The 15,601-nt window shown below is 37.9% G+C and carries 17 protein-coding genes; 4 read left to right on the forward strand and 13 right to left on the reverse strand.

Annotated features, from left to right (window positions below; all coding sequences use genetic code 11):
- Positions 1-125: 125 nt before the first annotated feature.
- The 10 genes from BFJ97_RS17765 to hemE form a co-directional block, all read right to left on the reverse strand.
- The gene (locus BFJ97_RS17765; RefSeq protein ID WP_068986002.1) at positions 126-698 is read right to left on the reverse strand and encodes a TetR/AcrR family transcriptional regulator; all 573 of its coding nucleotides are present in this window, start codon (positions 696-698) and stop codon (positions 126-128) included.
- 124 nt (positions 699-822) lie between these two features.
- A complete protein-coding gene (locus tag BFJ97_RS17770) occupies positions 823-1,353 on the reverse strand; it encodes a FixH family protein (RefSeq protein WP_068986003.1) in 531 nt (176 codons plus the stop codon).
- 3 nt (positions 1,354-1,356) lie between these two features.
- Positions 1,357-2,745: a sensor histidine kinase gene (locus tag BFJ97_RS17775; RefSeq protein ID WP_068986004.1), complete on the reverse strand. Its 1,389-nt coding sequence runs from the start codon at positions 2,743-2,745 to the stop codon at positions 1,357-1,359.
- Entirely contained in the window at positions 2,742-3,425 is a 684-nt protein-coding gene (locus BFJ97_RS17780; protein WP_083227090.1) for a response regulator transcription factor, read from the reverse strand. Before BFJ97_RS17780 ends, BFJ97_RS17775 begins: the two co-directional genes overlap by 4 nt.
- Positions 3,426-3,427: 2 nt before the next feature.
- A complete protein-coding gene (locus BFJ97_RS17785; protein WP_254660199.1) occupies positions 3,428-4,387 on the reverse strand; it encodes a YncE family protein in 960 nt (319 codons plus the stop codon).
- A 526-nt stretch (positions 4,388-4,913) separates the two neighbouring features.
- Positions 4,914-5,201: a hypothetical protein gene (locus BFJ97_RS17790; RefSeq protein WP_068986005.1), complete on the reverse strand. Its 288-nt coding sequence runs from the start codon at positions 5,199-5,201 to the stop codon at positions 4,914-4,916.
- A gap of 168 nt (positions 5,202-5,369) precedes the next feature.
- The gene (locus BFJ97_RS17795; protein WP_068986006.1) at positions 5,370-5,771 is read right to left on the reverse strand and encodes a hypothetical protein; all 402 of its coding nucleotides are present in this window, start codon (positions 5,769-5,771) and stop codon (positions 5,370-5,372) included.
- A gap of 428 nt (positions 5,772-6,199) precedes the next feature.
- Positions 6,200-7,627 (reverse strand): protoporphyrinogen oxidase, encoded by a 1,428-nt coding sequence (gene hemY / locus BFJ97_RS17800; RefSeq protein WP_068986007.1) that lies wholly within the window; start codon positions 7,625-7,627, stop codon positions 6,200-6,202.
- Positions 7,628-7,641: 14 nt separating this feature from the next.
- A complete protein-coding gene (gene hemH, locus BFJ97_RS17805) occupies positions 7,642-8,562 on the reverse strand; it encodes a ferrochelatase (RefSeq protein WP_068986008.1) in 921 nt (306 codons plus the stop codon).
- Positions 8,563-8,726: 164 nt separating this feature from the next.
- A complete protein-coding gene (gene hemE / locus BFJ97_RS17810; protein ID WP_068986072.1) occupies positions 8,727-9,776 on the reverse strand; it encodes a uroporphyrinogen decarboxylase in 1,050 nt (349 codons plus the stop codon).
- 233 nt (positions 9,777-10,009) lie between these two features.
- Between hemE and BFJ97_RS17815 the strand changes: the two genes are divergently transcribed.
- The gene (locus tag BFJ97_RS17815; RefSeq protein ID WP_068986009.1) at positions 10,010-10,528 is read left to right on the forward strand and encodes an antibiotic biosynthesis monooxygenase family protein; all 519 of its coding nucleotides are present in this window, start codon (positions 10,010-10,012) and stop codon (positions 10,526-10,528) included.
- A gap of 375 nt (positions 10,529-10,903) precedes the next feature.
- Complete coding sequence (locus BFJ97_RS17820; RefSeq protein ID WP_068986010.1) at positions 10,904-12,064, forward strand: amidohydrolase; 1,161 nt, start codon at positions 10,904-10,906, stop codon at positions 12,062-12,064.
- Here the strand turns inward: BFJ97_RS17820 and BFJ97_RS17825 are convergent.
- From BFJ97_RS17825 to BFJ97_RS17835, 3 genes are all read right to left on the reverse strand, one after another.
- Positions 12,049-12,237: a hypothetical protein gene (locus BFJ97_RS17825; protein WP_139114476.1), complete on the reverse strand. Its 189-nt coding sequence runs from the start codon at positions 12,235-12,237 to the stop codon at positions 12,049-12,051. The genes BFJ97_RS17820 and BFJ97_RS17825 overlap by 16 nt on opposite strands.
- A 242-nt stretch (positions 12,238-12,479) precedes the next feature.
- Positions 12,480-13,664, reverse strand: coding sequence for an ABC transporter permease (locus BFJ97_RS17830; protein WP_068986012.1), 1,185 nt, complete (start codon positions 13,662-13,664; stop codon positions 12,480-12,482).
- Positions 13,648-14,397, reverse strand: coding sequence for an ABC transporter ATP-binding protein (locus tag BFJ97_RS17835; protein ID WP_068986013.1), 750 nt, complete (start codon positions 14,395-14,397; stop codon positions 13,648-13,650). The genes BFJ97_RS17830 and BFJ97_RS17835 overlap by 17 nt, the downstream gene beginning before the upstream one ends.
- A gap of 104 nt (positions 14,398-14,501) precedes the next feature.
- Here BFJ97_RS17835 and BFJ97_RS17840 point away from each other — a divergent pair, with 104 nt between their 5' ends.
- Positions 14,502-14,915, forward strand: a complete 414-nt coding sequence (locus BFJ97_RS17840) for an HIT family protein (protein ID WP_068986014.1) — start codon at positions 14,502-14,504, stop codon at positions 14,913-14,915.
- 142 nt (positions 14,916-15,057) lie between these two features.
- Positions 15,058-15,588 carry a tryptophan transporter gene (locus BFJ97_RS17845; RefSeq protein ID WP_068986015.1) on the forward strand — a complete coding sequence of 177 codons (531 nt, stop codon included), beginning with the start codon at positions 15,058-15,060 and terminating at the stop codon, positions 15,586-15,588.
- The last annotated feature ends 13 nt before the right edge of the window (positions 15,589-15,601 follow it).

A 15,601-nucleotide genomic window follows, 5' to 3' on the forward strand; every position in this document is an offset into this window, starting at 1 on the left:
TTTTGACCGAAAACGTCAGTTGGTCATTTTTATTCAAAAAAAAATCTAAACCCTCTTATGGGCTAAATTTGCTCCTAGGCTTTCACTTGATTCAGTATTTTTATTTCCCTATTATCCCAACCGAATCAAGTTAAAATTAGCCCACGGAAGATTGTTTCCTTGAAAAGATTCAGTATCTTTTCTTCTGGAATAATGTCGCCATGTAGCTCATGCCAATCAACAATAAATGCTAGATACGCCTTTAGCAACAGATAGCTTACTAATTCTGCATCACAGTCTTTGATTTCACCTTTATCAATACGTCTTTGAATTAACTCAGCAACATACGATAAAATTTCAGTCTCAATGCGAATTAAAACTTGTTTGACTGCCGGCGTTCGCAATTCTTTTTCCTCTTCTAATAACTTCGCAAATAAAAGATGTTTTTCACGGAACTGTAGCATTCTCATTAAAGCATTGTGTGCATTTTCCATAAAGCCAGCTGATGCATCCAACACTGCATCCGCCTCAGCCTTCATGTCTCGTACTAGTGACATGGCTATCTCTTGAAATAAAATTTCTTTATTTGCAAAGAATGTGTAAATCGTTCCTTTACCAACATTAGCGATTTTCGCCACTTGCTCCATCGTTGTCGCCTTGTAACCGAACAATGTAAAAGATTTTGCAGCTGCTTCAAGAATCTCCTGCCTACGATCCATTAGTAACATCCTTTCTTTGTTAAAGTTATGTACTTGTTTTGTACACCGAAAACGACGATGACCAGAAAACCATTTCGGTCATCTGGTCATTATCATATTCCTAATTGAAAAATAATGCAAGCATTTAATGATGATTTTCTTCATTTTTTTCGTGATCACCATGCTCAGCGTCATCTGATGTATCATTACCGTGATTCATCATGTTATCATCCATGCTATTACTTGCTTTTTCATCCTCTGGTAAAACTTTTGTCATATCAGGTTTCCCAGCTGTAATTTGTTGCTTCGGCATATTATGAACACCATTAGCAGTTGTGTGAGCAAACATATAATAAACACCATCGTGGTCAAATGTAGTCGTTGCTTTATAAACGCCATCTTTCTCTAATTTACCGTCCATCATTTTGCTTTCATCGCGTTTACCCGATTCCCATACTTCAAATTGTACAATTGCATCATCCACGTTTTCCCCACCTTGTTCGACGTGCGCTGCAAGTTCAATCGTTTCATTAATCGCTACTTCTTTCGGTGTTAAAATTTCAACCTCTGGAATTTGAGGCATTTCTGGCTCTTTCAAATCTGCTGACTCTTTCTTGTCTCCGCACCCTACTAACAATGCAGGTACTGCGACTAATGCCAATAACCATTTTTTCATGTGTTACTCCTCCATTAACGGCAACATAATTTTTACAACTGTGCCTTTTTCAACTTCACTTGTAATGTCAATTTTACCATCTAACTGCTTCAACAATTGTTCAACAATCGACAAGCCTAGTCCACTGCCACCATCAGCTCGACCTCGTGCTTTGTTAACACGATAAAAACGTTCTGTTACATGCGATAAATCCTCCTGTGGAATACCGATCCCGTAATCCTTGATAGTAATTTGCGCATGACCATTATTTTCAATAGCAGTGATTTCAACTTTTGACTGCTCATACGAATAATTAATAGCATTTTCAATAATATTAATAATAATTTGTTTCAGCTTTACTTCCTCAGCTTTGATGATTAACGCATCATCAACATCTAGATGAAGTGTAATGCTTTTCTTTTTCGCCTGATGAGTTAATATTTTTTGAACCTCACGTAATGTTTCGGCAAGAGGAATTGGATATAAAGTTATTTCTGCTTGTTCATTTTCCATACGGGCGAGTTGAAGTAGTTCATTTGTCAAACGTTCCATACGATTCGCCTCACGTACAATAAGCTGGATCGTTTCCTCTTTTTGATTTTCCGGAATAATGTTTTTCTGTATTGCTTCACTATACCCCTTCACATAGCTAATGGGCGTCCGTAACTCATGTGAAACTGTTGCTAAAAACGTTTTCTGAGCCTCATCCTCTTGTTGTATAGCCTCTGCCATTTTGTTAAAGGTGCTGGATAATTTCCCAACTTCATCTTTTGAATGAACTGGTACACGTGTTCCGTAGTTTCCATATGACATTTGCTCGACAGCCCTTTGCAAATTGCTTAATGGTCGCATAATATGACGAATCCCTTTATAAATTAAAAAGCTGATTACAATTAAAAATATAAAGGCACTGACAAATAAGAAAATGACCTCATTATTTGCTAACTCACTAATTTTTACTAGAGGAAAGTAAATATAAATAATCCCTTCAAGCCTATTTTGATCTACTAGTGGAAGTACTACAGAAATTAGCTTTCTATCAAATCGGGGCTCATAGCCGATTTTTTGCACATATTCACCTGCAAGTAATTGCTGTCGCTCCTCAGGGCCAATTAATGTTTCGTAATCAATATCAAAGGGTACACAAGCACTTAGTTCACGTGGATTTCTTACTGCAAAAATATTCAAATTCGAATAATTGGCATAATGTTCAATATCTGCAATAAATTCATCCGTTACCTTACCACTGGTATACATAGTTTGGAGCTTTGTTCCAACCTCTACCATCATCTCTCTCGTGTCTTCTACATAAAGTCGTTCATATAAATAATCCGTCAGGACATACATAAAGAAAACGGTAATCATTAAAAATGCAAAGATTAATAACAAAATGCGTGTTGAAATCTTTCTCATTCGCCAGGATCAAAACGGTAGCCCACTCCCCAGACGGTTTGAATATGCCCCGCGGCTTCCTTTCCAAGCTTTATACGCAAGGTTTTTATATGCGTGTCAACCGTTCTTGTTCCCCCTACATAATCAATGTCCCAAATGCGTTCTAGTAGTTGCTCCCTTGTATATGCATTCCCAGGATTATTCATAAATAAATGCAATAGTTCAAATTCCTTTAAAGTTAGCGGAACACTTTTTCCATCTACAGATACCTTACGTGCAATCTCATCTAACTTAATAGGTCCAATCATCACATATTTTTGCTGCAAATCTACAATATTAGTACCGCTTCTTCTTAATACAGCATGGATTCGCGCAACTAGTTCATCGTTTGTAAAAGGTTTTACAAGATAATCATCTCCGCCAAGTGTTAGGCCTTTTACTTTATCCTCATTTGCATCACGTGCTGTTAGGAAGATAATTGGTACATTCGACATCACACGTATGCTTTGACAAACTACAAAGCCATCTTCATGTGGCATCATTACATCGAGTAAAACTAAATCAATTTTTTCGCGCATAATAATATCATATGCTTCTGTACCACTCGCTGCTGTAAAGGTCTCAATTTTTGAATTATTGAGCATCATTTCTATTAAATTACGCATATCTTGTTCATCATCAACAATTAATACAGTTGTCACATTTATTCCTCCCTCACTAACAGTTGAAATGCACCGTTCCCCACATCAACTGTTTTCTTCACCTGACCTTCTTTTATAAAATACAAAGTATGGTCATCATAGCCAGCGACAACAATATAATCTTTAAACTGATTTACGACAAATGGATTAGCGCCTACCTCTAGCTGCCATTTCACATTTCCATCAAAGTCAGCCACATATAATTTATTATGGCCATGACTAACAACGAGGACAGAATCCTTTGTTTTGGTTAATCCAACAGGCATTAAAGGCATTTCTATCTCTCCATGTTCCTCACCTGTCGTAAGATCATATTTTTTCACAGTACTATTCGGTTTGCTTCCTTCTCCATGACCACCTATCCAAAGTTCATTCGTCTCTTCAAGAATTGCTATCCCATGAGATGATTTTTGAATCGGCCACTCTTGCTCAACCTTTAGATTATCAATGTTTAACACCGATAATTTCGTGTCTTTATAATTTATTACATATAGCTTATCTTTATTGGCAGCCATCGACATAGGATAATTACCAAGCTTCTGTGTTGCAAGCTCATTGCCTTTCTCATCAAAGCTTGTCACAGTATTTGTTTTGCTATTCGTAATAAAAAACTGTTTTTTATTTTCAACATAATACGCATTCGTTGTACCAACCTGTACTTTTTTAGAGTAGAGCTTCTTCCCGGTTGATAATGTATAGACGTCAATTTCATTCAATTGATGACCATACAATAATACATGATCCTGTCCGAGCAATATTGCCCCTGAGTAAGCTTTGTCAAATAACCATGTTGCTATGACATTACCTTGTTCATCTATAAAATCTAATGAAGGTTCTTGTATATTTAAGGACGCAATAAAGTTCTGATCGCGTTCAATAGACTCAAGCGACTTCTCCGTACATCCTGCTAACCATACAATCTGTACTAAAGAAAAAATGAAGAATGCCCATTTTTTCAACATCATCACCTCTGTTTCTTAACTATACTTCACAATTGTGAAATCCAAGTGAAACTTGAGAGGTAAATTTATGACAAACAAATAAAGTAATTTTCGCTATTATTATGTAACGCTTCATCAACAAGCATTTATCCAACCAAAAATTATTGATAGCGAATGCACATAACAACAAAGCGAGTCGCCCAAAAATGGTTAATCAACACACCTGCTAATTTAATAAAAAATAATGCGTATAAAAAATAATAATTGATCTATACTATTAAAGATTTCACTTCAAATCCAATGACTAGGAGGGTTAACCCGATGAGTAAGGTTGATCGATAGCTCTTACTGAATAAAGCTAAAGTACAGTATCTTAGGGATATCTTAAGATTCTATGCGGAAGCGAGGCAGTGTGTCATGGAGAAATAAATGTAAGTGGAATTCAAACCCGGATATTATTTCCGGGTTTTTTATTTTATATAATTAGGGAATTCATAACAAGTGAAAATCGGATAAAAAACAATACAGGATGTTACGCACACGCTGGCTAAATAGATTTTGCTTTCCCTTTTTTAAAAATTCCCATAAGAAGAAGGACAAGCCCGATTAAAAACAGAAGCGGAAACATTACCATCATTAGTGCGACTGCCGCAAAACCCTCACCTTCATATACCCCATACAGAATAGAAACAACCCATGAGAATAAAGGAGCAATTACTAACATCATAGTTATTCCCCAAATTATATATTTCTCTTTGTTCGATTTACCATGACTTATCATAAAAGCTACGCCTAGTGCCAATGCTAACCCCAAAATACCTAATCCAATTTCCAAACTTCCCCCCCCTATTCTTCAGCTGTTTCACCACAAATATCCAAATCAATTAATGATACCTCGGCATAATTGCTTTCAGTGGGCTGCATCTTTGTTTCAAACCGACAGCATCAGATGGTCGCTTAATATCTTCATAGTTATAAGGATAAGTTTACGGCAGAAAATCCCTTATTCATTACCCTTTTCTGTGAATTTTATATGATATCCACCTTTAGTATTCTTTCCTTCAATATGGACATAATGCAGGCGATGGTCTGCAAGGGTAGTAAAAGTACCTTGGCTGTCTTCTTTAAATGTTTCTTGCCAGATTATTTTCTTGCGATCAGTCCATTCTAAGGTTAGCTCTCCTTCCTCCACTTTTACATCATATGAGATCGTAACGATATTTCCCTTTCTGAAAAAAAAATTATAATTATCCAAGCCGGCAAACCTTTTATAGGAAACGTTTAACGTTTTGCCAAAATTATTATCAGTATAGCCCCATTTAATAACTGTTATAAATTTAATATGTTTCCTTAGCATAAAAATAATTAGAATAAGTACGATAAAAAAAATTGTATTTGGGGACACACTTTTTCTTCCTTCCCATTCAAACTCGTTTTTTGTAATGGTGTTTCTGGAAAGACCGTGTTATCAATAAATATTCATCACGCTTTCACCAGCAGCCAATAACCTGACCACTCCATCATATACGATTTTATCTTTTCCTTTGCAGCTACATGATATTTCTTCTTGGCACCTTTATATTTCCCTTTTCTGATAAAAGGATTTTTTTGATGCGATTGATTTATTCTATGAAGCTGATGGATTAGATATAGAACTCATGCTAGGGGGTGCTAATTCTGACGGGATATTATGGTCATGTCATCGGATTTTCTAATAGTAGATTCTAGGTAACTTAAAGTGAAACAAGCCAGGGAAGTTTCATTTAACCTTCCCTGGCTTGTTGTTCAGTGATATTTCGCATCTTCTTTGTGCGACTATCCATCTCTTTAGCTTTATTGCTGCTTAAACATTTCCATTAATATTTCATTAGCAACGTTCTTACCTTGCTCAACGCACTCTGGTATAGATATTCCTTCGAAGGAACTTCCTGAGAGCTTAACAGTTGGAAAATGTTCTTGCAATTCTTTCTTTACACGCTCTATCATCGCCTCATGACCTACCGTATACTGCGGCATAGCATTTTTCCAGCGAGAAACTACTGTCATCAACGGTGCTCCATCTACACCAATTGTTTTCGTTAAATCCTGCAAGACGGTCTTTTCAATTTCAGTATCAGATAACGCTACAATTGCCTCGTCACCCACTCGTCCAATATAACTACGTAATAGCACGTAATCATTTGGTGTTGTGCCAGGCCACTTTCGATTAATCCAAGTGCAAGAAGTTATTGAAAAATCACTATTTCGAGAGACAAAAAATGATAATGCATCTAAATCACCTAACTGGTCTTTTTTAAAGGCCATTGTCACAGTTGCAATAGTTGCAGCCTTCATCGTACTCAATTCACTTAATAGCTGGTGTTTGTTGAACATTTTTTCTGCCACATTAAATGGTGTAGCAATAAGAACAGCATCTGCTTTTAATTGTGTAAAATTATTTAACACAACTTGGACAGTACCATCTTTACCATGTTCTATTTCTTCAACTTTAACACCCTTCATAACTGTCCCAGGAAGTAGTGATTCTTCAAGCTTTTCGATAAGTGTCTCAAGACCATTATTAAATGTTTGAAAAATCCCCTTATCTTTCGAGATGCGATGGTTACTTAAAAAATTCGTACCAGACTTTTTCATACCAATCAGTAGGCTACGATATTTTTGTTCTAATCCGTAGAGCTGCGGGAATGTTAAACGCATACTTAACTGCTCAATATCACCAGCAAATGTTCCTGCAAGTAATGGTTCTACTAGATTTTCCACAACTTCAGCACCGAATCTTCTTCTAAAAAATTGCCCTAATGGTTGATCATCATCTTGTGCAGAACGGGCGATGAAAAAATCACCCGCTGCACGGACTTTACCGCTGAGTGAAAACAAACCTGATGTAATAAATGACGAGATAAGCGGTGTTGCCCCAGACAAAAGATTACTCGGAATTGGATATAATTTACTACCAACAGCAATATAATTCGGTCCTGCATTGCTTGTAATCAATTCCTGTTCAATTCCTAAATCTTTTGCTAGAGCATATACATAGTTCTCACGATCAAAAAAAGATTCTGGCCCGCGCTCAATAATAAAGCCATCTTTTCGCAGTGTTTGTATTTTTCCGCCAAGACGTAATGACGACTCGACAAGTACGATATCTAACGGCAATTCTTTTGCGCGTGCTTCTTTTTGCAAATAGAATGCAGCTGTGAGGCCAGTAATGCCACCGCCTACCACAACTACCTTACGTCTTTTCTGAGTCACCAACATCATCACTTTCTTTTCGCTTAGCTTAATTTTTTATGAATGGCATCAACCATTGCATCAATAAATAATGGGTGTGTATTTGGCATTGCTGGACGATAATAGTTCGCGCCAAGTTCATCACAAACAACTTTACATTCAAAATCGTTGTCATATAAAACTTCTAAATGTTCCGTTACAAAGCCCACTGGCGTGTAAACGAACGAACGGAAGCCTTTCTGCTCGTAAAGTTCACGCGTTAAGTCTTGAACATCTGGACCGATCCAAGGTTCTGGTGTTTGTCCTGCTGATTGCCAGCCAACTTCTACATTTTTTATACCAGTCGCTTCTTGGATTAGTCGCGCTGTCTCAATTAATTGATCTTCATATGGATCGCCTAACTCTTTAATTTTTTCTGGAAGTGAATGTGCGGACACAATTAAACATGCTTTTTCGCGTTCTTCCTCAGACATTGCATGAAATGTTTCATTCACTTTAATTTTCCAATACTCAATGAAATTTGGTTCATCATACCAAGATTCCACAGGCGTAATTGTTAAACGACCTCCAGCTGCTTCTGCTGCACGGCCATTATATGATTTAATAGAGAACGTTGAGAAATGAGGTGCTAATACGATAGAAACCGCTTCTTTAATCCCCTCTGCTACCATTCCTTCGACAGCATCCTCAATGAATGGGTGGATATGCTTTAAACCGATAAATAATTTGTATTCCACATCATCTTGTACTTCATTCAAGCGTGCACATAAAGCTTCAGCTTGTGCTTTTGTAGCCGCAGCAAGTGGCGATAAACCACCGATTGCTTCATAACGACTACGTAAATCTTCTAAATGCTCTTCTGATGGTTTGCGACCGTGTCGGATATGTGTATAGTAAGGTTCAATGTCTTCTTCTTTATAGGGTGTTCCGTATGCCATTACTAATAAGCCTTTAATTTCTTTCATTAACTTTTTCACCTCTAAAAATAGTTAAAATTAAATTTTTTCTCATATATTAATGTGACAAAAAGAAGCTGTCCAATTCATCAGATTGGACAGCACCCTTTCTTATGATGAAATCTGAACATCATTCATAGAAAAGGATAAAACCTTGGTCACTTCTACATTATTTAAGAACGTGCTTGGATTTGTTGAGCACTATATTCATGAATAAGTGCCGTTAAACGTTTTAACACTGCTGGGTCTACCTCTGGGAATACACCATGACCTAAGTTAAAGATATGTCCAGGCATTTCTAAACCTTGATCGATAATATCTTTCGTACGTTTCTCAATAACAGACCAATCAGCAAGTAATAGCGATGGATCTAAGTTACCTTGAACTGGTTTTGTAATCCCGTTTATGCATGCTTCTTTAATTGGTAAACGCCAATCTAGGCCAACAACATCGATCGGTAAATCATTCCACTCTTTCGCTAAATGACTTGCACCGACACCAAACTGAATAAGTGGTACATTTTCTTTTTTCAGCTCAGCAAAAATACGTGTCATAATCGGCTTAATGAATACACGATAGTCTTCAACATTTAAAGCACCGACCCAAGAGTCAAATATTTGGATAGCTTTTGCTCCCGCTTCGACTTGGGCAGAAACATCAGAAATAATCATGTCAGCTAACTTGTCCATTAATGCAAACCAAGCTTGAGGCTCTGATACCATAAATGACTTTGTTTTATTGTAGTTTCTTGAAGGACCTCCTTCAATCATATAACTTGCAAGTGTGAATGGTGCCCCAGCAAAACCAATTAGTGGTACATTCAGCTGCTCTTCTGTTAACAATTTTATCGTTTCTAACACGAATGGTGTATGTTCTTTCGCATTGAATTCACCTAATTTTTCTATATCAGCGACTGATCGAATAGGGTTTGAAATGACAGGACCTACGCCTGCTTTGATTTCTACATCTACACCAATACCCGGAAGAGGCGTTACAATATCTTTGTATAAAATTGCTGCATCAACATTGTAATTTTCAACTGGTAAACGCGTTACATACGCGCAAAGCTCAGGTTGATGTGTAATTTCCTCTAAGGAGTACTTTTCTTTAATTGCACGATATTCTGGCTGAGAGCGTCCTGCTTGTCGCATATACCAAACTGGTGTATGTTCCGTTCTTTCCCCTCGTGCAGCACGTAGAAGTGAATCATTAAAAGTTGTCATGAATAGTTCCTTCCCCTCGATAAAATTCATATCGTAAAATTCTCTTGTTTATTCCGTTATTATTGATATCCGTTTTCAATAGTAAACGCTTCCTCTGTTATTGTATAGTTTTCCTAGTGAAATGTCATAAAATTGTTCTTTCTATGAGCATTCTTTTTTGACAGAGCTTTAGACTTACACTTAAATGGAGATAATCACATTATATTTTGAACATTCATAAGGAGGGCAAATTTATGTATATTTATTTAACTTCTGGTACAGGTGATTTTTTAGAACAGTTAAAAAATAAATATCCAAACGAGGAGATGATTTTAATACACGGAGAAGGAAACTCTGTGCTTATACATGAAACAGAAGGGAAATCTGTCTTTACGACACCACGGAAGTTTGAAGTACTAGATTCAGTAAATAATTTAGAAGAACGCGGCTTCTTTGTCTTCAACAATATTCCCGTTACCGATGAAGGTCGACCCGTTTTTGAACATCGCTTTTTAAATCGAGCACGTGCTATAGAAGATGAGCCAGGCTTTGTAGCATTTCGACTACTACGTCCAATAAATAGTGAAACATACATTGTAATGACACAATGGAACGGTCCTCATTCGTTCGAAGCATGGAAAAGCTCTAAGGCCTTTACATCAGCGCACGCAGAACGTAAAGAGCCAACAGGTGTGAATCAGCAAAATATTTTCTCAGCAGCTTCCTATGTCACAACCTATAATGTTGCCCCGAAGGAAGAAGACGAAGCTTAGTTTTTTAAGCTTGAGGGTATTCACTTCTCTTCCGCGGATATTCTCACGGAGAGCGCGGGTATTCGCTTCTCTTCCGCGGGTATTCTCACGGAGAGCGCGGATATTTGCTTCTCTTCCGCGGATATTCTTACGGAGCGCGGATATTTGCTTCTCTTCCGCGGATATTCTCACGGGGAGCGCGGATATTTGCTTCTCTTCCGCAGATATTCTCACGGAGAGCGCGGGTATTCGCTTCTCTTCCGCGGGTATTCTCACGGAGAGCGCGGATATTTGCTTCTCTTCCGCGGATATTCTCACAGAGCGCGGATATTCTCCCAGCACGCGCGAATATTCACTTCTATACTAGTTAATACATTTTGTTTAAGGAGGTTTCCTATGAACCAACATCTACGTGAAAAGGTTGATGCTCATTTTGATGAAATGGTGGCTATTCGCCGTCATCTACATATGCATCCAGAGCTAAGCTTTCAGGAGCAAGAAACTGCAAACTACATTATTCAATTTTATAAACAGTTAGGCGTGCCGGTGGAAGCTAATGTCAGTGGTTATGGTCTGATTGCACGGATTAAAGGAAGCAAGTCTGGTAAAACGATTGCTTTACGAGCAGACTTTGATGCACTTCCTATACAAGATGAAAAAGATGTACCTTACAAATCAACTGTGCCTGGCGTAATGCATGCTTGCGGGCATGATGGTCATACAGCTACTTTATTAATTATCGGTAAGCTTTTGTGGGAAATGCGCGATGAATTAGCTGGAGAATATGTTTTAATTCATCAGCATGCCGAAGAGGCTGATCCAGGTGGTGCGATTGGTATGGTACAGGCTGGAGCTTTGGACGGAGTCGATGCTATTTTTGGTACACATCTATCTTCCAGCCATCCAACAGGTATGATTGGTTACCGCGTAGGTCCGGCGATGGCCGCTGTTGATAGTTTTGAAATAAAAATTCAAGGTAAGGGTGGTCACGGTGCTCATCCGCATCAAACAAAGGATGCTATCGTTATTGGCTCTCAACTTGTTATGAATTTACAACAACTTGTCGCCCGTAGAGTTGATCCGACGGAATCGGCTGTTTTATCAGTTGGTTCATTCGTAGCATCTAATGCCGACAATATTATTGCCGATACAGCCTATTTAAATGGAACAATTAGAACGTTTAATAAGGATGTTCGTGAAACGATGGAGCGTGAGTTTAAACGGGTTATCCAAGGTACAGAAATTGCCCATGATTGTACAATTGAAGTTGATTATCGTCGTGGCTACCCTGCAGTTGTAAATCATGAAAAGGAAACACTATTCGTGCGTAATATTGCACAGGATATATGCGATGTGGCAGAGATTGAAGCAACTATGGGGGCCGAAGATTTTGCTTACTACTTAGAAGAAAAGCCAGGTACATTCTTCTTTACAGGAGCCGAACCAGCTGAATATGCCCCACATCATCATCCAAAATTCGATATAGATGAAAAAGGTATGCTCGTAGCGGCAAAAGTACTATTAACAGCCGCACTAGACTATCAATTTGTAGAATAAAAAATAAAACTCATTTTTCCAATCAAAGAATTGGAGAAATGAGCTTTTATAATTTGCTGATCACCATAACTTGGGTTGATTTCCGTTCCGACTGGGCGCTTTGTTGTTGCTGTCGTTGCACTTTCGCACATATAAAACATTGCTGCCGCTACGTTAGCACTACGCTTTCGCACAGGAAACATCCGCTTCTCTGCAGGGTCTCGGGGCAACAGATGTTTTTTGCGCGAAAGCGAAGCGACAGCAGCAGGATGTTGGTCACGAAGGCGTTATCACAGGACGTGATGGTTTTAGCCTTCGTTCCTCTATCGCTGATCCCCGAGGAGTCGCCCAGTCTTCATTCCAATCAACTTATTCACATGGCATACGTTTTAGCAAAATGTCTTCTACCTTTGGTGATAAGCCGAAATTAACCCTATTAAGGTTTTGAGATCTTAGCAGTCAATTCACTTATAACCAAAATGATAATGAAGGTTACATAAAACATTGGCTGTGTAACCCCACATAGACCGACAATAATAGCTTGAACAATCATTGCGAGACGTACAATTTGTTTGACTGCAACCTTTCGCGCTTCATCCGGTAATGGATAAAGCATGTCCATGCGGAATTCACCACTTGATAATAATGCCTGCTTTAGCTGTATCGTTGTAGCAAAACTCAATGCACCTGCAACAATCCACGTAACTACAGGAATATCTACAAAAGCTGCAATAACAGCTGAAATTACTGTTAAGCGTAGCCATAAATAAAAATGATCGTCTGTACGCACAAATGTCCGGAACACCAAGTACTTTTGAGCATTGTCCTTCTTGTATGGCACAAATTTATAAAGCCAGTCAAGCCAACCACGACGACGGATGCTGCCACGTAAATGTGGAACGTCTGTGAAATAATTAGCAAAACGATAGAAACTCATCATGCGATTTTGTTCTAGCTTCACAAAATGCTCGTACGGCACAGGCTCGCCAGCACATTTTTTTCTAAATATAACAATATACACACACATAATAGCCACTGCAACAATCGCTAAAAGAAGTTGCATATGAAGCCCCATGTAAACAGCAACACCAAAGATAACAGCTCGAATTAGCCTGTCCACCCAAATCATTTGACCACGTTCACTATAACGATAGCTATATTCACCCTGAACGCTCAAATACTTCAATATAATAATAAGGAAGAACACTGCCCAAACTTCAAATGTTGTTAATTCAGTAACAGCTTTTAATAAAGGAATACTAACGATATAAACAATTGCCACAACCCAAACCTGTGACCAAAACGTCCACGCTAATGCCTTTTTAAAATACTGTGCCATTTTTGATTCTAAAGGTAATAAATACACTTGGTCAGGCTCTCTCAAAAGTGAAGTTGGACGACTAAATGCTAGCAAAATCCCAACTACCACTGCAATTATTACCTCTGCCGGAAAATCAGGCTGAACAATTTTCAGCCATTCACTATATTGATAGCCCCCTGCTCCAATAAGAAATACTATTACAATCGCTATATGCCCCGTAAAAATAAATCGCATATATTTTTGCACTTCACCTATATAATGCATGAAGCGAGAGGACCATACATCACGCAAGTTCTTCATGGTCGCGCTCCTTTGTCATTGCAATATATAAGTCATCTAATGTCGCATGTGGCATCGCAAATGCCTTACGTAGATCCTCCATTGTCCCTTGTGCTCGCACACGCCCTTCGTGCAATAAAATTATGCGGTCACAATGCTTTTCAGCGGTCGATAAAATATGTGTGGACATTAATATAGAAGCGCCCTCTTTTTTCTTTTCATCCATTTGATCAAGCAATGATTGAATGCCTAGCGGGTCGAGTCCCACAAAAGGCTCATCAATAATGTAAAGACTTGGATTGACTAAAAAGGCGCACATAATCATAACCTTTTGACGCATCCCTTTTGAGAAATGAGATGGGAACCAATTCAGTCGTTTTTCCATTCGAAATTCCTTTAATAATAATTGTGAACGAGCTGCAAGTGTTGCTTCATCTAGCCCGTAAGCCATTGCGGTTAATTCTAAATGTTCACGTAATGTTAACTCATCATATAATACAGGTGTTTCAGGAATATAGGAAAATGCTGTACGATACTTGTCCGTATTTTCCTTTAACGTCACACCATTTAAACGAATGTCTCCTTCTTTTGGAAGCATCGTTCCGATAATATGCTTAATCGTCGTACTTTTACCAGCACCGTTCAAACCAATTAAGCCAACAAGCTCTCCTTTTTCAATCGTAAATGATAAATCTTTAATTACAGGCTTTCTTGTATAACCACCTGTCACATGTTGTACCTCTAATACCGTCATGCCCTCACTCCTCTTCTTGTTTATATTTTATCAAAAATTAGCAAATGATACAGTTATGAGTGTGATAGAATGTATTTACATATAAAATAAGGGGGAATTTTCGAATGAGCGATTGCCTATTTTGCAAAATCATTGATGGATCTATTCCAAGTACAAAAATTTATGAAGACGAACATGTCTATGCATTTACGGACATTTCACCTGTAGCAAAAGGTCATACACTATTAATTCCAAAACATCACTGCAAGGATCTATTCGAAATGCCTGAGGCTGTGGCTAGCAATTTATATGCAGTAGCACCGAAAGTTGCAAATGCTATTAAAGCTGCTTTTAATCCAATTGGACTGAATACAATTAATAATAATGGTGCTGCAGCTGGTCAAACTGTTTTCCACTACCATTTACATTTTATTCCGCGTTACGATGAAAAAGAAGGCTTGGACTTAAATTGGCAAACACAAAAATATACACCAGAGCAATTAAGTGCCGTTGCGGAAAGCATTAAAGCCAATCTTTAATTAAATGGCATATACTTAAATTATCAGAATAGTATATTGCAATTTAAATGTATTTATCGTACAATCACAAATAAGTTTCGCTAACGGTCATGAGGACACGTTAGGAGACAAATAGATTAGCTTAGACGAGGAGAGATTAGAAATGAATACAAAGAATTTAGTTTTAATGGCACTTTTAGTTGGTGTCGGTGCTGCCCTTTATGTAGTTACACCAGGTATGGTAAACGGCATGAAGCCTGATTTCATGCTAACAATGATGTTTATTGGCATTTTATTGTTCCCTACTGTTAAAGAAACGTTTTTACTTTCTTTAGTAACAGGTGTACTTTCAGGATTGTTTACAACGTTTCCTGCCGGTCTTGTTCCCAATGTTATCGATAAAGCAGTTACAGGTTTTGTCTTTTTAATTGCCTTAATTGTCCTAAAAAAATTGGTAAACAATTTCATAGTATCGGCTGGCTTAGTTGGTTTAGGAACAATTTTATCTGGAACTGTCTTTTTAGCAGTAGCACTTTTTGTGTTCAACGCAAATGTTGGTGCAACATTCACTGTTCTATTTGTAGGTGTTGTATTACCTGCTGTGGCATTTAATGTCATTGCTTTTACGATTATTTATCCTATAGTTACAAAATTAGTGAAACGTTCTAAATTCAATACAGCTATTTCAGTGTAATAAAAAGATGCAT

Origin of the sequence: Lysinibacillus xylanilyticus (assembly GCF_001708185.1) — a bacterium.
In the GTDB taxonomy this organism is placed as follows: Bacteria; Bacillota; Bacilli; order Bacillales_A; family Planococcaceae; genus Lysinibacillus; species Lysinibacillus xylanilyticus_A.